Source organism: Streptomyces sp. NPDC048612 (genome assembly GCF_043199295.1).
In the GTDB taxonomy this organism is placed as follows: domain Bacteria; phylum Actinomycetota; class Actinomycetes; order Streptomycetales; family Streptomycetaceae; genus Streptomyces.
This window is the reverse complement of record NZ_JBICVV010000001.1, coordinates 177213-201835: the sequence shown is the minus strand read 5'-3', so window position 1 is coordinate 201835 and position 24623 is coordinate 177213. Positions and strand designations below refer to the sequence as shown.

Genomic DNA, 24623 nt, shown 5'->3' with positions numbered 1-24623 from the left:
ACACCCGTGAACCACGAGGTCATCATCACCTGCGCGCTCACCGGCGCCGGCGACACCGTCCGCCGCTCCCCGCACGTCCCCGTCACGCCCGAGCAGATCGCCGCGTCGGCCGTCGAGGCGGCGGCAGCGGGCGCCGCGGTGGTGCACATCCACGTCCGCGACCCGGAGACCGGCGATCCGTCCCGGGACCCGCGGCTGTACGCCGAGGTCGTCGAGCGGATCAAGGAGACCGGCACCGACGTCGTCATCAACCTCACCGCCGGCATGGGCGGCGACCTGGTGATCGACCCCGACCGCCCGCTCCGGCAGCTGCCCGGTACGGACCTGGTGAGCGGCCTGGAGCGGCTCCCGCACGTCGAGGAACTGCTGCCCGACATCTGCACCCTGGACTGCGGCTCGCTCAACTTCGGCGACGGCTCCAGCCTCTATGTCTCCACCCCCGACATGCTGCGGACGGGTGCGAGGCGCATCCAGGAACTCGGCGTGCGGCCCGAGCTGGAGATCTTCGACACCGGTCAGCTGTGGTTCGCCAAGCAGCTGCTGGACGAGGGGCTGCTGGACGACCCGACCGTCTTCCAGCTCTGCATGGGCATCCCGTGGGGCGCACCGGCCGACCCCGGGGTACTGCAGTCGATGGTGCACATGCTGCCCGAGGGCGCCCAGTGGGCGAGCTTCGCGCTCGGCCGGATGCAGATGCCGTGGGTCGCCCAGTCGATCCTGCTCGGCGGGCATGTCCGGGTGGGCCTGGAGGACAACCTGTACCTCAGCAAGGGCGTCAAGGCCACCAACGGGCAGCTCGTCGAACGCGCCGTCCAGATCACCGAGTTGCTCGGCGCCACGGTCGCCACCCCCGACCAGGCACGCGCCCGGCTGGGCCTGAAGCCCCGGGCCTGACCCACGGCCGCGCTCACCCCCGTTCCCCTCCTCGCCCCCTGGAGCCGCTCCCCCATGCCCGAGACCACCCCTGCCCCCTGCGCCCCCGAAGACGTGCGCCGCATCGCCTGTATCGGCGCCGGAGTGATCGGCGGCGGCTGGGTCGCCCACTTCCTCGCCCGCGGCTACGACGTCACCGCCTGGGACCCGGCCCCGGACGCCGAGGACAAGCTGCGCCGCCTGGTGGCGGCGGCCTGGCCCGCGCTGGAACAGATAGGCCTGGCCGAGGGCGCCTCGCCGGACCGGCTGACGCTCGCCCCCACCCTCGCCGAGGCCGTCGCCGACGCCGACTTCGTGCAGGAGAGCGCCCCCGAGAAGCTGGAACTGAAGCGCACCCTGCTCGCCGAACTGGCCGCCGCGACCCGGCCGGGCGTGATCATCGCCTCCTCCACCTCGGGCTACCCGATGACCGACCTGCAGACGGCGGCCGAGGACGCCGCCCGCCTCGTCGTGGGCCACCCCTTCAACCCGCCGTACCTCATCCCGCTGGTGGAGGTCGTCGGCGGCGAGCGGACCGCCCCCGAGGCCGTGGCCTGGGCCTCCCGCTTCTACGACGTGGCTGGCAAGTCCGTGATCACCATGGACCGCGAACTGCCCGGCTTCATCGCCAACCGCCTCCAGGAGGCGCTCTGGCGCGAGGCGCTGCACATGGTCGCCAACGGCGAGGCCTCGGTCGAGGACATCGACGCCTCGATCACCGAGGGACCGGGCCTGCGCTGGGCGTTCATGGGCCCCTGCCTGACGTTCGCACTGGCCGGCGGCGAGGGCGGAATGGCCCATATGCTCGACCACTTCGGGCCGTCCCTGAAGTCGCCGTGGACCCGGCTGGAGGCGCCCGAGCTGGACCGTGCGCTGCGCGATGCCATGGTCGACGGCTGCCGGGAGGCCGCGGGCGACCGTACGTACGCGGATCTGGTCGCCGCGCGTGACCAGGGCGTCATCGACGTCCTCCGCGCCACGGGACGGCTGGGGAGCACCCGATGACCGACGGCACACCGGACGGCCCGCCCCTCTTCCGCCAGACGGTCCGCGACGAGTGGATCGACTACAACGGCCACCTCAGCGAGGCCTACTACGTCCTGGTCTTCGGCTACGCGACCGACGCCCTCATGGACACCGCCGGCCTCGACACCGCCTACCGCGCGCGCACCGGCTGCTCCCTCTACACGGTCGAGGCCCACGTCCGCTACCTCCGCGAGGTCGCCCGCGAGAGCGAACTCACCGTGCGGACCACGGTGCTGGGGGTGGACGGCAAGAAGCTCCGCTTCGTCCACGAGATGTTCGCCGGCGACCCCGACGGTGAACCGGTGGCCACCGAGGAGCTGTTGACCCTCCATGTCGACCAGGCGGCCGGTCGCTCGGCCGCCCTGCCGGACACGGCACGCGCCCGCCTCTCCGCCCTCGTCGCTCCGGCACCGGCGTGGGCGGGGCGGGGAATCCGCGACGTGTGAGGGCAGCGGAGGCGCACGGGCCACCGTCCGGCCCCGGGCGTGTCGCCGGCGCCCGCTCCCTCCCGGCCAGCCTCCGCCCCCTCCCGGTGCGATGCTGGACCGGGAGGGGCACCGTTCCCCGCCACCGGAGGGAAGTGACCATGAGCACCACCCGAGGCCATCACATCGACGTCACCGAAGGCACCGACCACGTCCGGGTCGAGATCGACGGACAGCTGATCGCCGAGAGCCGCCGCCCGCTGCTGCTCGCCGAGACCGGCTATCCGGTGCGCTACTACCTCCCGCCCGAGGACGTACGCACCGAGCTGCTCACCCCGTCCTCGACCCACACCGTCTGCCCCTTCAAGGGCACCGCCTCCTACTGGTCGCTGGCCGGTGGCCCGGAGGACGTCGTCTGGGCCTACCCCGAGCCGAAACCCGGGGTCGCCCGGATCAAGGACCACTTCTGCTTCTACGAGGCCGAGTTGGCCTGAGCCGGGGGCCCGGGCGACGCGGGCCGGCCGCACGGCGCACAATCGAAGGGTGAACGACGTGGACCGCCCCCAGGACCAGCCCCTCCCGCCCCGGCCGTCCGTCCCGCGGCGGACGGACGACGAAGGCGGCGATCCGGCCTGCTGGCTGGACCAGGTGTGTGACGCCTGCGGCCGGATCAGGGAACGGCCCGGCGGTGCGGTCTGCGAGCACTGCGGCGCCGGGGCGGCGGCCGCCGGGGGCGCGGCGGACGCCGAGGCCGGTGACGCCCCCGCGCACGAACCCGCCCGCGACACCGGTTCGCGTCGGCGGGACCGTGACGAGGAGGGGCGGGCCCGTAGCGCCCGCCCGCGGGACGGGCTCGGCCGGCCGCTGCCGTACGGCTCCCCGGGCGTGGCGCGGCAGCCCGAAGGGGTGGTCCGGACGCCCGCGCAGTCGCTGACCGAGGCGCAGCGGCTGCTGGACGACGGGATGCCCTTCCACGCCCATGAGGTCCTGGAGGACGCCTGGAAGACGGCGCCGGACGCGGAGCGCGAGCTGTGGCGGGGGCTCGCCCAGCTCGCGGTGGGACTCACCCATGCGGCGCGCGGCAATGCCGTGGGCGGCAGGGCGCTGCTGGACCGGGGCACGGCGGCCCTCGCCCCGTATGCGGACGCCGCCCCCTACGGGATCGACATCGCGGGACTGACCGCCTGGGCCCGGGACCTGTCCGGGCGTCTGGACGGCCCCGGAACGGTGTCGGCGACGGAGAGCGCGCCCCGGCTGCGGGCGACGGGCGAACGGGAGACATGACCGAAAGTCGCCCCACGGGGAACGAGGTCTGAACCGCGAGGCCGCGGGCGCCGGCGATGTCGGGCGGTGACCGCCGCGGTCAGCCGACGGCGCCGGGCTCCGCGGGGACACGCGGAGCCCGGCGCCGCTTCGTACGCGCCACGGGCGACGGGCCTACGCGGTGCCTCCCGCCCGTCCGCCGCGGTCACGTGCCTGCCGTCGCCGGGCGAACAGCGCGCCCAGCCCGAACGCCAGGACACCGGCGCCGCCCGCCCCCAGGACGAGGGGAGCCCGCCAGGGGGAGGCGCCGCGGGCGCCGGTCACGTCGGCGGCCACCGGACGGAGCGGGCCGCCGTCCTCGTCGGTGGCGCGCACGGCGTGCAGGGTGCCCACCGGCTGGGCCGTGCCGGCGGTACGGAAGCCCCAGTCCAGCAGGGCCCCGGCCTCCTTGTAGACGCCGTTGTACTCCTTGGACTGCGGGTTCAGCACGGTGACCAGGAGGGTGCGGCCGTTCCGGCGCGCCGCGGCGATCAAGGTGTTGCCGGCCTGGGAGGTGTAGCCGTTCTTGACGCCGATGATGCCGGGGTAGCGGGCCATCCCGTGCGAGCCCACCAGCAGGCGGTTGGTGTTCTCGATCCGCGTGGCGCCCCCCGCGCCGGGGAACGTGGCGCTGGGGGTGGAGCAGTAGCGGGCGAAGTCCTCGTTGGCGAGCCCGGCACGGGCGAAGACCGTCAGGTCGTGGGCGGAGGACACCTGACCGGGTGCGTCGTAGCCGTCCGGGGACTTGACGGTGGTGTCACGCGCGCCGAGCTTCCTGGCGGTCTCCTGCATCTCCTCCGCCGTGGTCCGCCAGCCGCCGTTCATCGCGGCCAGCACATGCACCGCGTCGTTGCCGGAGCGGAGGAAGACCCCGCGCCACAGGTCGCCGACGGTGTAGCGGCGGCCCTGCAGGACGCCGACGACACTGCTGCCGGCGCCGACCCCCGCGAGGTCGGCGGAGCTGACCCGCCGCACCGTGCCGGACGAGAACTTCGGCAGGACGGTCACCGCGAACAGCGTCTTGAGGGTGCTGGCCGGGGCGAGCCTGCGGTGCGGGCTCTTGGCGGCCAGCACGTTGCCGGTGTCCGCGTCGGCCACCATCCAGGACAGCGCGGACAGCCCGCTGGGCAGCCTCGCGGAACCGGGGTCGGTCGGTGCCTGTACACCGCTGCGGACCGCCGCGGGCTGACGGGCCGTCGCCCCGTCGGCCGCGGCCGGTATGGACGTCAGCGACACACCGGCGGCGGCGAGCAGCGCCACCGCACCGGCCTTCCTGGACACACGCGCGTCAATTGCCATGGCGTCACGCTAAGAAGTGCTGCCGCGGTCCGCAGCGCGGTTGAGCCAGTCGGCTCAGGACCACGCCGGGCACCCGGGCGTGTCGCAACTGCAACAGGTGCAAAGAAGGACCCGCCCGGTGCGACGGGGGATGCACACCGGGCGGGTCTCAGGAACCTTTCTACCTCATGAGCGAACGGTTATGCCTCAAAAACCTGTTCGTTCGTCGATTACCAGGTGACGGGCAGCGAAATCAGGCCACGCACCCGAAGCGACCTCCGGTACCGCAAATCACCACGCGGGACGGCCAGTCGAAGCCCCGGAAAGCGGCCGAGGAGCGCGTCGAGCGCGGTGACGACCTCCATCCGGGCCAGCGCGGCGCCGAGGCAGTGATGGATGCCGTGGCCCATCGCGAGCTGCCCGGAGAGGTCCCGGCCGGGGTCGAACGCGTCCGCTTCGGGGAAGCGCGCGGGGTCACGGTTCGCGGAAGCGATCGACAGCAGCACGCTCTCCCCGGCCGCGATCCGTACGCCACCGATCTCGATGTCCTCCTTGGGGAAGCGGCGGATGGCCAGGGGATAGGGTGTATCGAAGCGCAGGAACTCCTCGACGGCCGTGGGCAGTTCGGCCGGATCACGCTGCAACTGGGCGAGCCGTTCGGGGTGGTCGAACAGCGTGAGCACGCCGTTGCCGATGAGGTGGACGGCGGTCTCGTACCCGGCGAAGAGGATGAGGAAGGCGAGCGAGGTCAGTTCGTCCTCGGTCAGCCGGTCGCCTTCCTCACCGGGGGCCTCCTCGGCACGCACGGCGGTCAGGTCCGAGAGCAGGTCCTCGCCCGGCTCGGCGCGCTTGGCGGCGATCAGGCCGGTGTAGAACTCCAGCATCGCCCCGATCGCCTCCTTCATCAGCTCCGGCCGGCTCGGGTCCGGGCTGAGGAGGGCGTCCGACCAGGCCCGGAAGTCACGGCGGTCACGCTCCGGGACGCCCAGCAGATCGCAGATCACGGCGATCGGCAGCGGCTCCGCGTAGTCGGCGATCAGATCCGCGTGGCCGCGCTCCGCCATCGCGTCCAGCAGCGCGTCGGCGGTCCGCCGCACGGGCGCGCGCAGCGCCTCGACCCGGCCCGGGGTGAAGGCCTTGACCACCAGCCGGCGCACCCGGGTGTGGTCCGGCGGGTCCATGTTCAGCAGGTTCGCGTCCAGCGCGGGCGGCAGCGCGAAGCCGCGGTAGCCGGTGGGCGCGGCGTGCCGCTTGTCCAGGGAGAGCCGGGGGTCGGCGAGGGCGCGGCGGACGTCGTCGTAACGGGTGACCAGCCAGGCGGGGTTCCCGTCGGTTCCGGTGATCCGGTGCACCGGCCCGGCGTCACGCAGCGCCGCGTAGGCACCGTACGGATCGTCGAGGAGGGGCGTCATGTCGATGGGGGCGTCGGAGCCGGTCTCGGCGGTGTTCTGCATGAGCCGACCCTAGGGCGTATGGCCCAACCGCCCCTCCGACGAACGCCGTCCAGCGACCTTCACGGAGGCGGCACCGGTCCTGTGGGCCGGTGCCGCCCGGGGTGGAACGGGCGGCCCGGACCCCCGTGCCGGGCCACCCCGTCTGTGGTACTTCCTCAGCCGTGCGCCACCGCGCTCCGCTGGCGCAGTTCGGTGAGCACGGTCTCGATCAGCGGCGAGTGGTAGACGTCCGCGACCAGTGCCAGGTGTTCGTACTCCGCGGTGAGTTCGGCCGGTCCGGCGCCCTCGGCGACCACCACGCTGTCGGCGCCGTGGTCGGGGACATGGCCGACCGCGCGGTTCTCCAGGCCGCGGCGGAGCGCGGCGGCCTCCGCGACGGCCGCCAGCTGCCGGTCGTCGAGGGCGACCGCGCGGGCCCGCTCGCGGGCGATGTCGACGGCGTCGGACTCCACATGGCGGCGGATGCCGCGCTGCACGTCCCGGATCTCGGCCATCTGCCGGTTGGCCCGCCACTCCAGATCGGCGAACGGCCACCGTACGGACCACGCCGCCGAGCCCATCGTGACCTCGGGGGTCTGCGCGGTGACGGTCCGCCAGAGCGGGGAGAGGCGGCGCAGCCGGCGCCACGCGGCGACCCGGGGGCCGGCCGCGGGCAGCGCGAATCCGGCGAGCACCATGAGCGCCGCGACCGAGGCGCTCAGCGGGGCGACACCGTTGGACAGCCACAGCGCCGGGTGGCCCGTCCAGGACAGGACGAAGCCGATGACCTTGCAGGCGCAGTAGACCAGGCCCAGCCAGCAGCCGGCGGCCAGTACGCGCAGACCGCGTGCCAGGTGCGTACCGCCGAGTTGTGCGGCGTAGCGGGGGCAGAGCGTCCCCAGGGCCGCCGAACTCAGTCCGAAAATGGCCAGATACAGCACCAGGAAGAGCATGACGCCCGGGGAGTCGGTGTAGGCGGTGCTGAAGTCGCGGGGGTGCTCGACGGCGTCCGGCCGGCCGACCGCGAAGCCGGTGACCGCCACCGCCCACAGCGCGGCCACCGTCCCGACGGCCGCCCGCGCCCTGGTACGGGCGCGCGCCCGCGCCGCCGCTCCCTCGCCCGCGGTCCACCGCAGCAGCAGCACCAGCGCCCCCGCGGCGAACACCACGACGGAGGAGTAGAGGAAGACCATGGCGAGGTTGGCCACGCCCGTGAGCCGGTCGAAGGCGCGGTAGAGGCTGGGCGCCGAGAAGAGGAAGACCGTTGCCACCCCGCCGGTCATCACACAGGCCAGCCCCAGGTCGGCGTTGCTGCGGTCCCGGAACCAGGCCACGGACTTGTATCCGACGATCGCCCAGGCGGCGACCCCGAAGGACAGATAGATGACGTCAAACACGCGGTCCCCCGTCCCCGGCTGCGCCCGCTCCGACGCCGCCGGTCCCCTCGTCACCGGCCGTGTTCTCCCGCCGCCGGATGTGCTGCAGCGCGGGCCCGAGCGCCGCCGCCAGCTCGGCCGCCCGTCCCTCCAGGGGCAGTTCACGCTCGGCCGCGGAAGGCGCCACCCGCTCCATCAGCAGGGTGCCGAGCACTTCGGTCTCCCGCTCGGCGAGGTTGTCGTAGCCGTGGTGCCGGGCGAAGCCGGTGGTGAGGCCCATCCGCCGCATGGCGGTGGCGACATCGACCGACGGGGTCCACAGCTTGAGCGCGTCCTCGGTGACCGCCGGGTCCTGGCCGTGTCCCAGCAGGAGATGGCCGAGTTCGTGGAGCACGATGTGCGCCTGGTGCCACGGGGAGGTCTTGAGCTCGTAGAAGACCCAGTAGCCGTCGTCGGTGACGGCCGTCATCCCCGAGACCACCCCGCCCAGGCTCATCGGCACCAGGTGGACGGGCCGCGCCACCCGCGCGGCGACGATGTCGCACATGCCGTGCAGGTCCGTCGTGGCCGGCAGCCCCAGCTCCTTGATGAGCCGCTTGCACCGCCGGCGTATCTGCCCCACTCGCATGCTCGTCCCGTCCTCGTGTCCGGCCCGCTGCCAGGAAGAGAAGATCTGGCCGCGCTCGGCGGTCCGCGTCACGTCACTCACCGCGGCGCTCACCGCCCTGCTCCGGCGGATCGGCCGGCAGGTTCATCTGCTGCCGGAACTGGCCGATGATCGTCGTCAGGCTGTCCTGCACCTCCGGCGGCAGCCCGACGGAGCGCAGGGCGATCGCGCGCACCCGCTGGTCCCGCATCGCGGCCAGGAAGCGGACCTCCTCCTCCACCCGCGCGGCCTGCGGCTGCGAGAGGTCCCCCAGCAGATAGCCGACCGGTACGGCGAAGAACTTGGCCAGCGCCCGCAGCAGCTCCGGACTCGGGTTCGTACGCCGGCCGTTGCGCAGCATGGACAGATACTGCTCGGTGACCCCGACCCCGCCGTACTCCGCCGCTCCCCCGCTGATCTCGTCGGCCACGAAGGCGTTGGTGTACGGGGCCCCCGGCGGATGCATGTTGGCGAAGAGATGGTTGAGCCGCTCCGCGAGCACACTGCCCGCCCCCTTGGACCGGCCGTCTCCCCCCACGCCCATGTCTACCGTCCCCCATTGATTGAGCCCAACGAACAGTTAAGGCTCCGTCACCTCACAGTCATCCTGTCATGCCAGGAACAGGGTGCACCAGTCCACTTACGGACAGTAGGGATCGCCGGACTTAACCGGGAGTTGAGCACCCAAGGCCGCAGCTCACAGAGCGTCACACGGGCCCACACGCTCCTGCCGCACCGCGCGGCGAAGGGACTCCGCCGGCAACTCCCTACTCGATCGATCGAGTGGTGCGCACCTACCCGTTCAAGCAGTACCGGCAGGCGCCGAGGGGCGCTTGACTTCCTGGCGGACACCGCGATCGGCACGGGATCCCACGGAAGCCGGTCGACGTGCGCCGCCGGACAACACGCCCATCCATGCCGGACCACACCGCAGTCATCTGGAAGCGGAGATCTCTCCATGCCCGCAAAAGACAGGACCCGCAGTTTCTCCTTCTCGGTGATCCTCGTCAGCATCGTGACCGTCATGGCGCACACGGCGCTGCCCACTCCCCTGTACGCGCTCTACAGCGAGGAGTTCGGGCTCTCCACTCTTCAGGTGACCGAGGTCTATGCGGTCTACGCGCTGGGCGTGACCGCGGCACTGGTGTTCTTCAACTCCCTCTCCCACACGATCGGCCGCCGCCTCCTGCTCCTCATCGGCCTGTTCTGCAGTGCGGCCTCGAACGCCGTGTTCCTGAGCGCCGGTTCGCTCGGCTCCCTCTTCGCGGCCCGCCTCCTGACCGGGCTCGCGGCCGGCACCTTCATGGGCACCGCCACCGTGGCCGCGGTGGAGGTCGCACCGCGCCGGCTCGCCCCGCACGCCGCCGTATGGGCCACCGCCGCCACCGTCTTCGGCCTGGGCATCGGCCCGGTGACCGGCGGCCTCGGCACCCGGGCCCTCGACGACCCCGAGCACCAGCTGTTCCTGTGCCATCTGGCCGTGGTCGTGGTACTGGCCGGCCTCCTGCTGGCCACGCGGGAGCCGCTGTCCCGCGACGATCGGGTGCCGTTCCGGTGGACGGCCCCGAAACCACCGTCAGCGGACCGTTCCGCCTACGCCGGACTCACGCTGATCGGCGTCTCCGGCATGGCGACGCTCGGCCTGCTCGCCGGCCTCACCCCGCACGTCCTCGGCACCTTCGCCCCACACCCCGGCGGCCTCGCCTCCGGGCTCGTCGTCGGCAGCGCCTTCGGCGGCTCGGCGCTGGCGCAACTGGCCTTCCGGCGGCTGACGATCACCCGCGGACTCGCCTCCGGCACCGCCGTCATGAGCACCGGACTGCTGCTGCTCGGCGTGAGCATCTCCGTCGGCAGCGGCGTGCTGTACACCTGCGCCGCGGTGTGCGCCGGCCTCGGTCAGGGACTGACGATCGGCCGGTCCGTGCAGCAGATCTCCGCCCGTACGGCACGGGCCGAGCGGGTCAGCGCGGTGAATCTCTACTACGTGGCGCTGTACACCGGCGCGGCCGTCCCGGTCATCGCCCTGGCCTTCATCGAGAAGGCATACGGCCTGCCCACGGCCGGTTTCTCCTTCTGCCTCTGCGCCCTCGCGTGCTGCGCCACCGGCATCGCCCGGCTGAGCCGGACCGGCTTGTGGAGCGACGCAACACCACGCCGTCACGGCGTGGGCACGCCCACGGCATCACTCGCCCGACAGCCCCCTCCTTGACGGCCCCCGTGGCACCGATGACACTCCCCACGACTGGCCATTGGCATCACTGCTCACGTGGAGACCGGAGGGGCTCGGTGTCGGCGCATCTCCCGACGGCACCGGCAAGCGAACATGTTCCATGAGGAAGGGGGCGACATCCGCGGCGACCGCCTCGCCTTCCGCTCGTCCGAGGTGCACCGGGCGCTGGGCGACGACCTCTCCGGTCCACTGCGGCACCTCCTGCGCGGCGGCGTGACCACCGCGGACGCCACCGGCGAACCGCCCACGGGGTGCGCACCCGGCACCGACTCCCGGACGTTCGCCCAGCACATGGTGGCCGCGCTCCTCCTCGCCCAGGACAGCCTCTCCAGGCCGCTCTCCCCCGGCTCCACTACGGCGCTGCGCAAGGCGCTCCTGGCCGAACTGGCCCCGCGCACGGACGAACGGGACGCGGCGGCCGAGGCCGACCTGCTCCTGGGCCTGTTCCAGCCGGACGAGCGGGAGCAACGGGCCCGGGCCTCCGCCCTCCTCGCGGAGCGCGGCACCGGCCCCGCGGCGGTCGTCGCCACCGCCGTCCTGTCCAACCTGGAGTGGCTGTCCGGGCGCCTCGACGACGGCCTCCGCTGGGGGCACGAGGCGCTGCGCCTCGCCGGTGACGCGCTGCCCGCCCCGTGGCGCCCGTACCCGGGGCTGGCGCTTGCCATGAAGCTCATCCATCTCGGCGAACTCACCGAGGGCGGCGCGGTACTCAGCCACATCCGCCACGAGGCACAGCGCCTCGGCAACCGCGAGGCGCTCGCCGATTCCATGATCACGCAGGGCCGGCTGCTGATCGCGGCGGGCCGCACCGCGGAGGCGGAAGCGGAGCTGGTGTCGGGGGTCTCCCTGGCCGAGCGCCTGAGCGTCGGCAACTCGGTGACCCAAGGGGTCTCCCTGCTGGCGGTCACCTCGCTGTGGCGCGGCCGGGTCGATGAGGCGGTCGACCACCTCTGGCGGGCCCGCAGGGAGCATGCCTCCGGTCAGGCTGCGTTCCCTTCGGTCCGCCGGGACTGGACCGACTTCCAGGTGGCGTCCACCCAGCTGGACCCGCGCAACGCCCTCGACCTGCTGGCGGGCCGCTCCGGTCTGCTGACGAAACCGCTGCTGTTCGTCGGCGACAACGGCGCCGCCGCCCACCTGGTGCGCCTGGCGCGGCGATCCGGAGAATTCTCGCTGGCGGCGACGGTCGTCCGGACGGCGGAGTGGCTGGCGGGACGGAACGCGGCCCGGCCGGCCCTCGCCGCGACCGCCGCGCACGCGCGAGGCGTACTGCACGACGACGCGGACGCCCTGGAGTACGCGGCCCAGGAACACCGCTGCTCCTGGGCCTCGGCATCGGCCGGCGAGGACCTGGGCCTGCTGCTGAGCCGCCGGGGCCGGGACGAGGCGGCGCGGCGGCACCTCCGTACGGCGCTGGAGCGGTACGCGGACATCGGCGCGGAGGCGGAGGTGGCCCGGCTCCGCATGAGCGTGCCGCCCTCGGAACACACCACCGGTGCACGCGGCGGGCCCACCGCACACCGGTCGGCGCCACCCGCCCTCTCCCCGTCGGCGGCACGGCCCGCGCCCCCGCCGCCCGCCACGGAGCCCGAGGCGGTGGCACGCCAGCTCCGCACGGCCGCTCTCACCGGGGCGGAGCGGAGAGTGGCGCTGCTGGTGGCGGAGGGCATGACGAACCAACAGGTGGCCCGCGCGATCTCTCGCTCCCCCCACACGGTCAACTACCACCTGCGCCAGATCTACCGGAAGCTGGACGTGCGCTCGCGGGTGGAACTGGCGCGGCGGTTCCGTGTTCCGTGACGGGGTGGTCTGAGGCGGCCGAGCACCGCGGAAGACCGTCCTACCAGGCACTTTCCCGACCTGCACGGCCGAGCGGACCACCCCGGGAGCTATCCAGACCGCCCCGGGAGCTGCCCTGCCCGCCCCGCGCCCCCACCGCCGCGTCCAGCCACGGCGACACCCACCAGGGCATCGCAAAAGGCCCGCCGACACGGGATCTCTCCCGGCCAACGGGCCTTTCGCACCGTCGGGACGACAGGATTTGAACCTGCGACCCCTTGACCCCCAGTCAAGTGCGCTACCAAGCTGCGCCACGTCCCGGTGCCCGATCCGGCCGGGATGTCCCGGCTGACCGCGCACGAGAACAATACCGCATGTCAGAGGGTGGGTGCTGCCACTTTCCCGCCCCGGGGCGGGGCGGGAGGGGCGAGATGAGTACGTGTACTCATGTGCCGGCGTCACCGCCCGGCCACGCTACGCGCATGACTACTCCATCGATTCAGCGGCCGACGACCACGGCCTTCTTCGTGCAGGCCGCGATCTCCTTCGGGCTGTCGCTGGTGGCGCTGGTGATCGGGATCATCAAGCTGCCGGTGGGGCCGTGGGAGCGCGGGTTTCTCGCGCTCGGCCTGATCTTCGTGGTGTCCTCCGCGTTCACGCTCGCCAAGTGCGTGCGCGACCGCCAGGAGGTCGAGGAGGTGACGAACCGGGTGGACAAGGCCCGGATCGACAAGCTCCTCATCGAGCAGGACGTCTTCAAGCCGGGGCAGGTCTGACCCGGCGGCCGCGGACCGCGGATCTCGCGGCCCGCGGCCCGCACACTTGACCTCAAGCGAACTTGAGGTTGCACGCTCTGTCGTATGACACACCTGACGACGGACGCGACAACGGATACGTCGACCACGCCGGCGGCGGAGCGGCCGGCGGCGACCGCCCGGCACGGTGAGCGGAGCGGATTCGCCGAACTGCCGGACCTGATGCGCCTGATGACAGGCGATGAGAAGCACGGCCCGGCCGCCACCTCCACGCTCGACGCCCTCTGGGTCCTCTATGACCGGGTGCTGCGGGTCTCCCCCGGTACGGCCACCGCCCCGGGGCGGGACCGCTTTCTGCTCTCGAAGGGCCACGGCCCGATGGCCTACTACGCGGTGCTGGCCGCCAAGGGCTTCTTCCCCGTCTCCTGGCTGGCGGGCTTCGGCTCGTACGACTCCCCGCTCGGCCACCACCCCGACCGGATGCTGGTGCCCGGCGCCGAGATCGGCAGCGGTTCGCTCGGGCACGGGCTGCCGCTGGCCGTCGGCACCGCCCTCGGCCTGCGGGCGCAGGGCCGGCCGGGACCGGCCGTCTGGGTGCTGATCGGCGATGCCGAACTGGACGAGGGCAGCAATCACGAGGCCCTGGCCTACGCGGCCGCCGCGGGCCTGGACCGGCTGCACACCCTGGTCATCGACAACTCCTCCGCGACGCATGGGTGGCCCGGCGGGATCGCCTCCCGCTTCACGGCCGCGGGGTGGTCGGCGGCCACCGTGGACGGCCGTGACCACGAGGCGCTGTACACGGCCTTCAGCGCACCGCACCCGGGCCGCCCGCACGCGGTGATCGCCCGCGTCGAGCCCAAGGACGACTGAGCGGCCGGGCCATCTCCCCGTACAGGAACAGGACTTCGAGAGGTTTTCAGTGATGGACACCATGCGTGAGCGCTTCACCTCGGTCACCTCGCGGCTGCTGACGGAGGACCCGCGGCTGGCACTCGTACTCGCCGACATCGGGGCGGCCGGCTTCGCCGAAGCGCAGAAACAACATCCGGACCGGGTGGTGAACGTCGGCATCCGGGAGCAGTTGCTGATCGGGGTGGGCGGCGGGCTGGCGCTCACCGGACTCCGCCCGATCATGCACACCTTCGCCAGCTTTCTGGTGGAGCGCCCCTTCGAGCAGGTGAAGCTGGACCTCGGCCACCAGGGCATGGGCGGGGTGCTGGTGAGCGCCGGGGCCTCCTACGACTGGCCGAGCGGCGGTTTCACCCATATGGCGCCCGGCGATATCGCGCTGCTGGACACGCTCGACGGCTGGACCGTGCACGTCCCCGGGCACCCGGACGAGGCCGAGACCCTGCTGCGGCACGCCGCCGCGGCCGGTGACGACAAGGTCTACGTCCGGCTGTCCCTGCAGACCAACACCGCGCCCCGGGCGGTGGACGGGGCGCGCTTCCGGGCCGTGCGGGAGGGGCGCGACGGGGTGGTGATCGCCGTCGGCCCGATGCTGGACCCCGTGCTCGCCGCGACCGAGGGGCTGGCGGTCACCGTGCTCTACGCGACGACCGTGCGGCCCTTCGACGGCGCCGCGCTGCGTGCCGCCGCCACGGCCGCCGGCACCTCGGACGTGGTGATCGTGGAGCCGTACCTCGCGGGAACCTCGACCCGGCCGGCCGCCGAGGCGCTGGAGGACCGGCCGCACCGGCTGCTGGGGCTCGGCGTCGGCCGCCGGGAGCTGCGCCGCTACGGGCGGCTCGACGAGCACCTGGCGGCGCACGGCCTCGATCCGCGCGGCCTGCGCGAGCGGATCGCCGGGTTCGTGACGGCGGGCTCCTGACGGGGGCGCTAGGGACGGGGCCTCAGCGGGGGTTACGGCTCAGATGTGCTTGTCGAGCCAGGCCAGCAGGTCGTCCTGGACCTCGTCGCGGTTGGTCTCGTTGAGGATCTCGTGGCGGGCGTCCGGGTAGGCCTTCCACGTCAGATCGCGGGTGCCCACATAGCGGAAGTCCTCCAGGAGTTCATGGACCAGGGTCATCCGCTGGTGGCAGGGGTCCTGATCGCCGACGGCGACATGAACGGGCAGGCCGCGCGGCATCCGGGCGAGGTTCGCCGGGTCGTTGATCTTGCGGATGGCGCGCACCCAGTCGGCGGCGAGTCCGGCGCAGAAGGGGAAGCCGCAGTCCTCGTCGGCGACATAGGCGGCGACCTCGTCCGTGTCGCGGGAGAGCCATTCGTAGCCGGTGTGGTGGGTGAAGGCGTCGTTGAAGGAGCTGAAGGTGCGCGGGATGAAGGCGGACTCCGCGCCACGGCCGTGCGCGGCGATCTCCTCCTCCAGTCCGGTGACCGCGCCGTCGATGTCCAGACCGGGCAGGGTGCGGAAGGTACCGGTGAGGATCAGCCCGGCGAGATCGGCGCCGTACTCCTGGGCGTAGTCGCGGGCCAGCATCGCGCCCATGCTGTGGCCGAGCAGCACCAGCGGCAGGCCGGGGTGGGCGGCCGCCACGTGATTGCCGATGCCCTTGAGGTCGCTGACGATCGCCCGCCAGGCGTCCTCGCCGACCACCCCGCGGCCGCCGGTGGAGGCGGCGGTGGCGCCGTGGCCACGGTGGTCGGAGGCGACGACGGCATAGCCGTGGCCGGCCAGAAAGCGGGCGAAGCGGTCATAGCGCCGGCCGTGCTCCGCGGCACCGTGGGCGATCTGGACGAGGGCACGCGGATGGCCGGACTCCGGGAGCCAGGTGTAGGTGGCGATCCGGGCACCGTCCGGAGCCTGGTGGACGTCCTGCTGCACGGCCTGCATGGCGTGGTCTCCTGACTGCCGGGGCGATGGCTGACGCGTCGCCGCCCACTCTTCCGCGCCGGGCGGCCGTGCGCCATGGGGCGCGCGTGGCGGAGGTGACGCGGAGGTGACCCGGCATCCGCGCGACGTGTCACGAACGGGCGGTCCCTGCCCGGCGTCGGTGCGTCAACTCCCCCTCCCAGGCGGCCGGTCAAGGCCTGTCTCCGCCGTGGGTGTTCCGGGCCGAGAACCGCGCCGGGGCGCCGGGCAAGGCGTTGGCGTCCCCTCCCGGCCGCTCGTGCGTGATGGTGTAGCCGCAGGAGTGACAGTGCTGTACGTGGGTTCCGTCCGCCTTGATGTTGGTGGTGTGGTGCTCGGGCGGGCACCCGTGTTCCGCCATCGTGGGGAGCATGCGTCCTCCGTGGTGAGCCTGATTCTGCTGCTGACACTCTCCTCTCAGGCCGTCTGCGTACGGGCGTGGTTGGCGCCTCTCACCCGGAAGAGGACCCGTGGTGGTTTCTGGGCGACGGCTCCACCACCCGTGGGCCACGGGGAGGCGTGGGGTGGGGGGGGGGGGGGGGGGGGGCGCCCCCCCCCCCCCCCCCACCGCCGTTGTGACACAGGGGGTGGTGCGCGCCCACCGCGCGCTCCAACTGCGCCGTCGAACGCCACCAGTTGATGTTTCATGCGCCCCGCAGTAGGTATGCCAACGGGTATTGCACGGGGTAAGCGACAGATCACTTTCCGGAAACGTTCGCTGCAGACGGCACCGCCGGTACCGTCCCAAGGCGGGGTGCGACCAGCGCGGGAAAGATCGCGAAGGAGGGGCTCGTCTTGCACCGCTATTTCACGGACCAGAGACATGAGGCACTCCGGCACCGGGTGCGGGACTTCGCCGAGAGCGAGGTCCGCCCCCGGATCGCCGAGATGGAGGCGAACCGGTCCGTTTGCCATGACCTGTCACGCCTGATCGCGCGCCAGGGATGGATAGGCGCGACCGTGCACCGCGCCTACGGCGGCATGGGCGCCGGGCATGTCGCCAAGACCCTGATCATCGAGGAGCTGTCACGGGTGAGCGCCGCGATGGGCGCGATGGTGCAGGCGTCCCAGCTGGGCGTCGCGAAGATCGTGCACTTCGGCAACGAGGAGCAGAAGAAGACCTGGCTGCCGGCCATAGCCTCCGGCGACTGCCTGCCGACCATCGCCGTCACCGAACCGGAGTCCGGCGGCCATGTGCTGGGCATGACCTCCACCGCGGTCCGCGACGGCGACGACTACGTCCTCAACGGCCGGAAGACCTACGTCGGCAACAGCCATGTCGGCGATCTGCACGGCGTCGTGGTGCGGACCGGTGAAGGCTCCAAGGGCCTCTCGGCGTTCCTCGTGGAGTCCGGCACCCCCGGCTTCCGGGTCGGGCCGCAGCAGCCCGCGATGGGGCTGCACGGCTTCAGCTTCGGCGAGCTGTTCTTCGACGACTGCCGGGTCCCGGCGGCGAACCTGCTGGGCCGGGAGGGCGACGGACTGGCGGTCGCCTACTCCTCCAGCGTGCTGTACGGACGGCCGAATCTGACCGCCGTCTCACTGGGCATCCATCAGGCGGTCCTGGACGAGACCACCCGGTTCTGCACGGAACGGCAGCGCTACGGCAAGCCGCTGGCCGACCTGGGCACCATCAAGCTGAAGCTCGGGCGCATCCAGTCCCGGCTGCTGCTGGCCCGGCTGTCCGCGTACCACGCGGTGCATCTGCTGGACCAGGGGCTGCCGTGCGACGCGGAGCTGATGAACGCCAAGCTGGTCAACGTGGAGTCCGCGCTGGAGTCGGCGCGCGACGCGATGGACATCCACGCCGCGTGCGGGCTGTTCACCGACCGCCCGGTGGAACGTTTCCTGCGCGACGCCCACCACATCTTCGCGCCGGCCGGCACCTCCGACATCCAGCTGCTGCGGCTGGGCGAACTCGCCCTGGGCCGGGCGCAGGGCGAGTGGTCCACCCGGCTCGCGGATCTGCTGCGGCTGGAGCCCTCGGAGTGGCCCGAGGAGGACGAGGTCCTCGACCAGGCCCCCGACGGGGCCCGCGCCGAGCCGCCCGTCGCGGTACGGCCCGAGGACCCCACACCCACGGTGCCGGGCCAGCGCACCGGACCGGTGCAGCGGCAGTCCTGGTTCGCCCGGCCGAGCTGAGGAGGGCGGCAGGTGTACGGCACCGCGGCCGGAAGTCCCCCCGGGTGGTGTGGACTTCACTGACAGAAGATGTCAGTGAGCCTCCGGACACTGGCGCCATGATCCTCAGCCACCACCCCCGCCGGGCCGAGCGGCTGCTCGTGTCCGCCGCCTTCGCCACCGCCCTCGGGAACAACGTCCAGCTCATCGTCGGCGCGTTGCTCATGATCAGGGAGCAGCGGACCATGATGGCCGTCGGCTGGCTCTTCATCGCCGTCGCCGGTCCGCAGGCCCTGCTGTCGCCCTTCTTCGGCCGGCTGGCCGACCGCTTCGACCGGCAGGGCCTGTGGATCGGCTGCGATGCCGTCAGCGCGGTGCTCGCCCTCGGGCTCCCGCTGTGGCTGGCCTGTGGTGGTGCCCCGGGGGCCGGGATCTACGGCGCCAATCTGGGGCTGGCCGTCGTCAGCGCCCTGTTCCTTCCGGCCAGTTCCGCGCTGATCAAGGAACGGGTCCCGGCGGGCCGGCTGCGCCGGTTCAACGCCCGTTACGAGACGGGGACCCAGGCGGGGATGCTGCTGTCCGCGGCGGTCGGCGGGCTGTCCGTCCAGGCCTTCGGCGCCGTGCCGCTGCTGGTGCTGAACGCCGGGACCTTCCTGGTCTCGGCGCTCTGCGTCGCCGCGACGGGGCGCCGCCCGGACCGGGCGGCCGCCTCGGCCACCGCCGGGGAGCAGGCACCGGTCCCGGCAGCGCCGATCCGGCCCCTGCGGGTACGCCGCTTCATCCTGCTCTACGCCCAGGGGAGCGTGGTCGTCACGGTCTTCAACGCGCTGCTGCCCACCGCGGTCATCGGCGAACTTCACCTGGGTGCGGGGGTGTTCGGCCTCGTGGACGCCCTCGGCTGTCTCGGCTTCCTGGCGGCCACCGTTGCCTACCGGATCGTCAGCGGACGCCATCCGGACCTCCGCATCGCCGTCGTGGGCTTCCTGCTGTGCGGCGCCGGCCTGGTGCTGCAGAGCCAGTTCGGGATCGCCGGCTACCTCGTCGGGGTGCCGCTGGGTGCGTTCTTCTTCGGGCAGGCCAGGATCGCCTCCCGCACCCTGCTGATGGCCTCGGCCGACGAAGCATCGGTGGGCAGGGTCTTCGGGCTGGCGAACGGTGGCGGGCTGGCGGCCACGGTCGGGGTGATGTTCCTGGTCGCGACGGTCACCGACCACAGCGACACGCGCTACGGCTTCGGGGCCCTCGCCGCCGTCGCCCTGCCGGCCACACTGTCCGCCGGACTGCTGCTGCGGGCGCCCGCCGCCCCGCCGCACGCGTCCGCCGACCGGTACCGGTCGGCCACGGCTCCCGCCGTCTCCGCGATCCCCCGGCGCAACTCCTCGGGGGCGAGCACCTCGATGTCCGCGCCCAGCGACAGCAGCGCCGGCACCGCCAGGCCGACCGACTCCAGCGGCACCGTCGCCGTCACCCAGCCGTCGGCGTCCGGCGGCCCCGCCGAGTCCTCCACGGCGCGGACCAGCACCGCGTCCAGGCGGTCCGGCAGTGCGGACAGCAGCGCCGGAGAGATCCGTACGGAGGCCTGAAGCCGCAGCCTGCGGGCGTCGTAGGCGGTGAGGTAGTCCTGCCAGTGGGCGGCCAGGTCGAAGCCGTCGGGGCGCTCGAAGCCGTCCTCCCCGACCTCCAGCCGGAGGATCGACGACACCCGGTAGGTCCGCACCGCACCGTCCACCGCGGCGACGAGGTACCAGACACCCGCCTTGAGGACCAGCCCGTAGGGGTCGAGCGCGCGCTCGACCTCCTGCGGCTCGGCCCAGCGGCGGTAGCGCACCTGAATCCGCCGCTGGTTCCACACGGCGTCGGCGAGCGCCGCGAGAGCGGACGGTGTGTCCTGTTCCCGGTACCAGCCGAGCGCGTCGAGGTGGAACCGCTCGCGGATGCGGCCGGCCCGGTCCCGCAGCGGGGGCGGCAGCGCCGCGGCCAGTTTCAGCTGCGCGGCCGCGAGCACCTCGCCCAGTCCCAGGTCGGCCGCCGCGCCCGGCAGTCCGGCCAGGAACAGCGACTCGGCCTCGTCGGCGTGCAGTCCGGTGAGCCGCGTCCGGTAGCCGCCGAGCAGCTGGTACCCGCCGCCGTGCCCGGCGTCGCCGTAGACCGGGATGCCCGCACCGCTCAGCGCGTCGATGTCCCGATAGACCGTCCGGACCGAGACGCCCAGCTCCCCGGCGAGCTCACCGGCCGTCAGCCTGCCCCGGTTCTGCAGCAGGAGGACGAGGGAGAGGAGCCGGGCCGCGCGCATGAACCGATCATTCCAGGTCCGGATTCGGGCCGGGCCCGGTCTTCGGGACGCGTCAGACCTCGCTCTGCTGCTTCTCCATCTGGTGGATCTGCTCGACGAGTTCGGCGGCCATCGACTTGATGGTCTCCAGCCCCTCCCGCCCCCAGGGCCGCGGTTCGAGGTCCACGACACAGACCGTGCCGAGCGCCGTCCCCGTACGGTCGATCAGCGGCGCACCCAGGTAGGAGCGGATGCCGATCTCATCGACGACGGGGTTGCCGGCGAACCGCGGATAGTCGCAGACGTCCTCCAGCACCAGGGCCTTGCGGCGGACGATGACATGCGGGCAGTAGCCGTGGTCACGGTCCATCACCCGGCCCGGCTGGGCGCTGGCGGGCGCCGGGCCCAGCTCGACGGCCTGGTCCTGGGAAGGCGTGTAGAGACCGGCGAAGTACTGCCGCCGCTCGTCGATGAAGTTGACCATCGAGTAGGGCGCCCGGGTGGTCCGGGCGAGCTTGCGCGCGAACTCGTCGAACGCCGGCAGCGGGGACTCGCCGATCCCCAGGGCACGCAGCCGGGCGACGCGTGCCGGGGCCTCGTCGTCCTGCGGGGTGAGCAGCAGATGGCGCGTCGGGTCGTAGGAGAGGTACGGGACGCGGGAGGCGGGGTGGTTCATGGCAGCTCCGGGGTCGCGGCGAGGGCGGGGGTGAGCAGATGCTGGACGAGCGAGACCAGGACGTGGGTGGCCGAGCCGCCCCGGCGGGCGTCGCAGAGCACGACGGGAATGTCCGGGGAGACGTCCATGGCGCTGCGGACCTCGTCCGGGTCGTAGCGGTAGGAGCCCTCGAACTCGTTGACGGCGACGATGAACTGGATGCCGCGCCGCTCGAAGAAGTCGACGGCGGCGAAACACTGGTCCAGCCGCCGGGTGTCGGCGAGGATCACCGCGCCCAGCGCACCGTTGGACAGCTCGTCCCACATGAACCAGAAGCGCTGCTGCCCCGGCGTCCCGAAGAGGTAGAGGACGTGCGCGGGACTGAGGGTGATCCGGCCGAAGTCCATGGCCACGGTGGTGGTGTTCTTCTCCTCGACCCCGGCCAGGTCGTCGGTGCCGACGCTGATCTGGGTGAGGAGTTCCTCCGTGCTGAGCGGCTCGATCTCGCTCACCGCGCCGACGAAGGTCGTCTTGCCGACCCCGAAGCCGCCCGCGACCAGGATCTTGAGCGCGGTGGGGAAGAGGTCGGCCGTGGTGTCCCCCTGGGGGCGGGGGTCACAGTCGTTTGCGAAGTCCATGCAGCACCGCCTCCAGCAGGGCACGGTCGGTACGGGACGCGGGCCCTGCCGAAACGGCCGCGGGGGCCCGCGCGGTGAGCGCCCCGCAGTCGACGAGGTCGGCGAGGAGCACCTTGGTGACCACGGCGGGCAACCGTATGTGGGCGGCGATCTCGGCGACCGAGACCGGCCCGCCGCACAGCCCCAACACCTGGGCGTAGTCGGGGCCCTGGCAGGAGACGGGCCGCCGGCCGGTGGCCATCACCATGGTCAGCAGGTCGAAGTGCGCCGTCGGACGGGTCCGGCCGTTGCTGATGGTGTACGGACGGACCAGCCTGCCGGCCGCGTCGTCGTACCACGGCTCGCCGCCCTGCCGCCGCCGGCGACGCACGGTCATGGTCATCGACCGCCCGCGGGCGCCTGCTGGCGTGCGGGAGTGGAGAGATACGGCCGGACGCTCTTGACCAGCATCGACATTTCGTAGCCCAGCACCGCCACATCGGCCTCCCGGCCGGCGAGCACCGCCAGACAGGCGCCCGATCCTGCGGTGGAGACGAACAGGAAGGTGGACTCCAGCTCGACGACGACCTGGAGCACGTCGTCGCCCTCCCCGAAGCGCGCTCCGGCGCTGCGGGCGAGGGAGTAGAGGCCGGAGGCCAGGGCGGCCATGTGGTCGGCGCTGTCCGGGTCGAACCCGTGGGCGGCCTTGACCAGGCCGTCGGAGGACAGCAGCAGCGCGCTCCGGGCGTGCGGAACCCGCTGTACGAGCCCGGTCAGCAGCCAGGACAGATCGGTGTGCTGGCCTCCCTGCGGCTGCAAATGCGCCTGCGTACGCACATCACTCACCATGGTTACGGTCGTCTCCTCGGGGGCGGGCCATCGGGGCGTCATGGTCACGGTCGTAGAGCAGGTCGTTGCCGGCCGGGCCGCTGAGGTCGCCGCCCTGAGCCGGGGTGGTGCCGTTGCCGTCCGCGGTGTTCGCCGCGTAGGTGTCGTCGGCCAGGCTGAAGCCGCGCCGGAAGGCGGCCATCAGGCCGGGGTCGTGCTCGGGTTCCGGGCCTTGACGGGGCGTCGTGGACGGCAGGATCGGGTCGCCGCGCAGCTCGGGAACGAGATGGGTCTGCTTGCGCCGCCGGGGCAGCCGCGGGCGGGCGCCGTTGTCCACGGCGGGCGGTGCGGGCGGCAGCACGACCGGGCCGGGGGCGGCGGGGTGGTCGGCCGGCGCGGGGTCGGGCGCGGGGGTCTCGTGGGTGTGCGCCTCGGGGAGGTGGACGTCGGGGGTGTGGGCTCCGGACGCGCGGACCAGCCGGCGCCGGGTGGCGCCGACGCCGGAGTCGGTGTCCGCGGGCGCCGGGGCATGCCCCGGGTCCGGAGCGCCGCCGTAGCCGCCCGGTGGCATGCCGAGCGCGTCGTCGGGGGCGGGTCCCGGCGCCGGGATGGCGAGTGTCCGGGAGGCGTCGGGGCCGGGGTCGTGGCGGTCGTGACGCTCCTGCGCGGCGCCGTGGTCGCCGGGGTATCCGCGCACGTACTCCCCGTCGTCCGCCCCGTGGTGTTCGAGCGCCGGGCCGGTGTCCGCCGCTCCGGCGGCGAGCGGCGCACCCGCGCCGTTGGTGTCCCCCTCGCCCGAGTCCGCGCCGAGCAGCGCCTGGGGCACGATCAGCACGGCCTGCACACCGCCGTAGATGTTGCTCTGGAGCCGGACGACGATGCCGTGCCGCCGGGCGAGCGAGGAGACCACGAAGAGCCCGATCCGGCCGTCGCTCAACAGCTCGGCGACATCGATGTGTTCGGGGTCGGCCAGCAGCCCGTTCATCCGCTGCTGCTCGTCCGCGGACATGCCCAGACCGCGGTCCTCGACCTCGACCGCGAGTCCGGCGGTGACGAGCTGGGCGCGCAGCAGGACCGGGGTCTGCGGGGCCGAGTAGATCGTGGCGTTCTCGACGAGTTCGGCGAGCAGGTGGATGACGTCGGCGACGGCGTGTCCGCGCAGGGTGCCCTCGATCGGCGGCACCAGCTTGATCCGGGGGTACTGCTCGACCTCGGCGATCGAGGAGCGCAGCACCTCGGTCAGGGACACCGGGCGGCTCCACTGGCGGCGCGAGATGGCGCCGCCCAGGACGGCGAGGTTCTCGGCGTGCCGGCGGATGCGGGTGGCCAGGTGGTCGACGTGGAACAGGCCCTTGAGCAGGTCCGGGTCCTCGACCTGGTTCTCCAGCTCGTCCAGCAGCTCGATCTCGCGGTGCACCAGGGACTGCAGCCGCCGGGCGAGGTTCACGAAGACCTCGACCTTCTGTTCGCTGCCGCTGGCGTTGCTGCGGGCGATGGCGACCGCGTCGATGACGGCGGACTCGGCGGCCCGGCCCGCGGCGGCCACTTCATGGGCGAGCAGGTCGAGAGTGTCGCCCGTGGGCACCGGCCCGGGTTCGGGCTCGCGGCGTTGAATCCACTCGCCCTGCCGTACCCGGTCCAGGAGGTCGTACAGGTCGGACTGGCTGCGGGCACAGACCTGGCGCAGCCGGGCGTAGCGGGCGACGGTGGCGCGGGCCTCGGAGTTGGCGGCGGCGCCCGCGGTGAGCACGATGACGCAGACCAGGGCGAGCCCGCCGCACAGCACCACCCACTCGCGGCCGGTGACCCGGGCGCCCCCGGCCTGGACGACGAAGGCGGCGACGGCCGTGCAGAGGACGGCGACCAGGAGACAGGGGACGGCGGCGAGCCTGACCAGGCGGGACCGTATCGCCGAGTCGGCGGCCGACTCGGGGAACGCGGCCCGGCCGTGTCGTCCGCCCTCACGCTCCCGCCGCCGGGCGGCGGCGGGTACGGGGGCGGCCCCCGGGGAACCCTGGGACCCTGGGGATCTCTGAGCCTCCTGGGACATCTGGGTCCCCTGGGGGAATGCGGTAGGCATCGGCGCCCTCCGGATCGGCCGTGGCAGTTCGCGGAGCACGCACGCTAGTTGTTGCCGGGGTGGGGTCCGGAGC

At 72.9% G+C, this 24623-nt stretch carries 24 protein-coding genes, 1 tRNA gene and 1 pseudogene; 12 read left to right on the top strand and 14 right to left on the bottom strand.

Annotated features, from left to right (window positions below):
* The first annotated feature begins 6 nt into the window (after positions 1–6).
* The 5 genes from ACGFN2_RS00765 (at position 7) to ACGFN2_RS00745 (ending at position 3647) form a co-directional block, all read left to right on the top strand.
* A complete protein-coding gene (locus tag ACGFN2_RS00765) occupies positions 7–894 on the top strand; it encodes a 3-keto-5-aminohexanoate cleavage protein (RefSeq protein WP_393356437.1) in 888 nt (295 codons plus the stop codon).
* 54 nt (positions 895–948) lie between these two features.
* The gene (locus ACGFN2_RS00760; RefSeq protein WP_362610497.1) at positions 949–1917 is read left to right on the top strand and encodes a 3-hydroxyacyl-CoA dehydrogenase NAD-binding domain-containing protein; all 969 of its coding nucleotides are present in this window, start codon (positions 949–951) and stop codon (positions 1915–1917) included.
* On the top strand, positions 1914–2384 hold the full coding sequence (locus tag ACGFN2_RS00755) for a thioesterase family protein (RefSeq protein WP_362610496.1): 471 nt from the start codon (positions 1914–1916) through the stop codon (positions 2382–2384). Before ACGFN2_RS00760 ends, ACGFN2_RS00755 begins: the two co-directional genes overlap by 4 nt.
* Before the next feature lie 140 nt (positions 2385–2524).
* Positions 2525–2857, top strand: coding sequence for a DUF427 domain-containing protein (locus ACGFN2_RS00750; protein ID WP_362610493.1), 333 nt, complete (start codon positions 2525–2527; stop codon positions 2855–2857).
* Between the two features lie 175 nt (positions 2858–3032).
* Positions 3033–3647 (top strand): DUF309 domain-containing protein, encoded by a 615-nt coding sequence (locus ACGFN2_RS00745; RefSeq protein WP_393357146.1) that lies wholly within the window; start codon positions 3033–3035, stop codon positions 3645–3647.
* A 153-nt stretch (positions 3648–3800) separates the two neighbouring features.
* On the opposite strand, the gene ACGFN2_RS00740 is transcribed toward ACGFN2_RS00745, so the two are convergent.
* From ACGFN2_RS00740 to ACGFN2_RS00720, 5 genes are all read right to left on the bottom strand, one after another.
* Positions 3801–4964 carry a D-alanyl-D-alanine carboxypeptidase family protein gene (locus ACGFN2_RS00740; protein WP_393356434.1) on the bottom strand — a complete coding sequence of 388 codons (1164 nt, stop codon included), beginning with the start codon at positions 4962–4964 and terminating at the stop codon, positions 3801–3803.
* A 209-nt stretch (positions 4965–5173) separates the two neighbouring features.
* A complete protein-coding gene (locus ACGFN2_RS00735) occupies positions 5174–6397 on the bottom strand; it encodes a cytochrome P450 (RefSeq protein WP_393356432.1) in 1224 nt (407 codons plus the stop codon).
* Between the two features lie 155 nt (positions 6398–6552).
* Positions 6553–7773, bottom strand: coding sequence for an MAB_1171c family putative transporter (locus ACGFN2_RS00730; protein ID WP_393356430.1), 1221 nt, complete (start codon positions 7771–7773; stop codon positions 6553–6555).
* On the bottom strand, positions 7766–8374 hold the full coding sequence (locus ACGFN2_RS00725; protein WP_362610551.1) for a hypothetical protein: 609 nt from the start codon (positions 8372–8374) through the stop codon (positions 7766–7768). The genes ACGFN2_RS00730 and ACGFN2_RS00725 overlap by 8 nt, the downstream gene beginning before the upstream one ends.
* A gap of 79 nt (positions 8375–8453) precedes the next feature.
* Positions 8454–8942 carry a helix-turn-helix transcriptional regulator gene (locus ACGFN2_RS00720; protein ID WP_362610480.1) on the bottom strand — a complete coding sequence of 163 codons (489 nt, stop codon included), beginning with the start codon at positions 8940–8942 and terminating at the stop codon, positions 8454–8456.
* Positions 8943–9356: 414 nt separating this feature from the next.
* On the opposite strand from ACGFN2_RS00720, the gene ACGFN2_RS00715 reads away from it, so the two are divergent.
* Positions 9357–10607 (top strand): MFS transporter, encoded by a 1251-nt coding sequence (locus ACGFN2_RS00715; RefSeq protein ID WP_393356427.1) that lies wholly within the window; start codon positions 9357–9359, stop codon positions 10605–10607.
* Positions 10608–10721: 114 nt separating this feature from the next.
* The gene (locus ACGFN2_RS00710) at positions 10722–12428 is read left to right on the top strand and encodes a LuxR C-terminal-related transcriptional regulator (protein ID WP_393356425.1); all 1707 of its coding nucleotides are present in this window, start codon (positions 10722–10724) and stop codon (positions 12426–12428) included.
* Positions 12429–12654: 226 nt separating this feature from the next.
* On the opposite strand, the gene ACGFN2_RS00705 is transcribed toward ACGFN2_RS00710, so the two are convergent.
* Positions 12655–12728, bottom strand: a tRNA-Pro gene (locus ACGFN2_RS00705).
* A 161-nt stretch (positions 12729–12889) separates the two neighbouring features.
* Here ACGFN2_RS00705 and ACGFN2_RS00700 point away from each other — a divergent pair.
* The 3 genes from ACGFN2_RS00700 (at position 12890) to ACGFN2_RS00690 (ending at position 14996) form a co-directional block, all read left to right on the top strand.
* A complete protein-coding gene (locus tag ACGFN2_RS00700) occupies positions 12890–13183 on the top strand; it encodes a YiaA/YiaB family inner membrane protein (RefSeq protein ID WP_085922519.1) in 294 nt (97 codons plus the stop codon).
* A gap of 84 nt (positions 13184–13267) precedes the next feature.
* Positions 13268–14035, top strand: coding sequence for a thiamine pyrophosphate-dependent enzyme (locus tag ACGFN2_RS00695; protein ID WP_393356423.1), 768 nt, complete (start codon positions 13268–13270; stop codon positions 14033–14035).
* Positions 14036–14087: 52 nt separating this feature from the next.
* A complete protein-coding gene (locus ACGFN2_RS00690) occupies positions 14088–14996 on the top strand; it encodes a transketolase (RefSeq protein WP_362610474.1) in 909 nt (302 codons plus the stop codon).
* Positions 14997–15035: 39 nt separating this feature from the next.
* On the opposite strand, the gene ACGFN2_RS00685 is transcribed toward ACGFN2_RS00690, so the two are convergent.
* The gene (locus ACGFN2_RS00685) at positions 15036–15959 is read right to left on the bottom strand and encodes an alpha/beta hydrolase (RefSeq protein WP_362610472.1); all 924 of its coding nucleotides are present in this window, start codon (positions 15957–15959) and stop codon (positions 15036–15038) included.
* Between the two features lie 190 nt (positions 15960–16149).
* Entirely contained in the window at positions 16150–16350 is a 201-nt protein-coding gene (locus ACGFN2_RS00680) for a hypothetical protein (protein WP_362610470.1), read from the bottom strand.
* 422 nt (positions 16351–16772) lie between these two features.
* On the opposite strand from ACGFN2_RS00680, the gene ACGFN2_RS00675 reads away from it, so the two are divergent.
* On the top strand, positions 16773–18119 hold the full coding sequence (locus tag ACGFN2_RS00675) for an acyl-CoA dehydrogenase family protein (protein ID WP_362612888.1): 1347 nt from the start codon (positions 16773–16775) through the stop codon (positions 18117–18119).
* 98 nt (positions 18120–18217) lie between these two features.
* Positions 18218–19195: pseudogene (locus ACGFN2_RS00670) on the top strand (MFS transporter); the annotation flags it as partial.
* Positions 19196–19323: 128 nt separating this feature from the next.
* Here the strand turns inward: ACGFN2_RS00670 and ACGFN2_RS00665 are convergent.
* Genes ACGFN2_RS00665 through ACGFN2_RS00640 form a run of 6 tightly spaced genes read right to left on the bottom strand, consistent with a single transcriptional unit; the run spans position 19324 to position 24550 of the window.
* Positions 19324–20391: a helix-turn-helix transcriptional regulator gene (locus ACGFN2_RS00665; RefSeq protein ID WP_393356419.1), complete on the bottom strand. Its 1068-nt coding sequence runs from the start codon at positions 20389–20391 to the stop codon at positions 19324–19326.
* 52 nt (positions 20392–20443) lie between these two features.
* A complete protein-coding gene (locus ACGFN2_RS00660) occupies positions 20444–21046 on the bottom strand; it encodes a GAF domain-containing protein (RefSeq protein ID WP_362612893.1) in 603 nt (200 codons plus the stop codon).
* On the bottom strand, positions 21043–21663 hold the full coding sequence (locus tag ACGFN2_RS00655; protein ID WP_362612896.1) for an ATP/GTP-binding protein: 621 nt from the start codon (positions 21661–21663) through the stop codon (positions 21043–21045). The genes ACGFN2_RS00660 and ACGFN2_RS00655 overlap by 4 nt, the downstream gene beginning before the upstream one ends.
* Positions 21641–22039: a DUF742 domain-containing protein gene (locus ACGFN2_RS00650; protein WP_362612899.1), complete on the bottom strand. Its 399-nt coding sequence runs from the start codon at positions 22037–22039 to the stop codon at positions 21641–21643. Before ACGFN2_RS00650 ends, ACGFN2_RS00655 begins: the two co-directional genes overlap by 23 nt.
* 2 nt (positions 22040–22041) lie before the next feature.
* A complete protein-coding gene (locus ACGFN2_RS00645; protein WP_362612902.1) occupies positions 22042–22491 on the bottom strand; it encodes a roadblock/LC7 domain-containing protein in 450 nt (149 codons plus the stop codon).
* Positions 22481–24550, bottom strand: coding sequence for a sensor histidine kinase (locus ACGFN2_RS00640; protein ID WP_393356416.1), 2070 nt, complete (start codon positions 24548–24550; stop codon positions 22481–22483). The genes ACGFN2_RS00645 and ACGFN2_RS00640 overlap by 11 nt, the downstream gene beginning before the upstream one ends.
* Between the last annotated feature and the right edge of the window lie 73 nt (positions 24551–24623).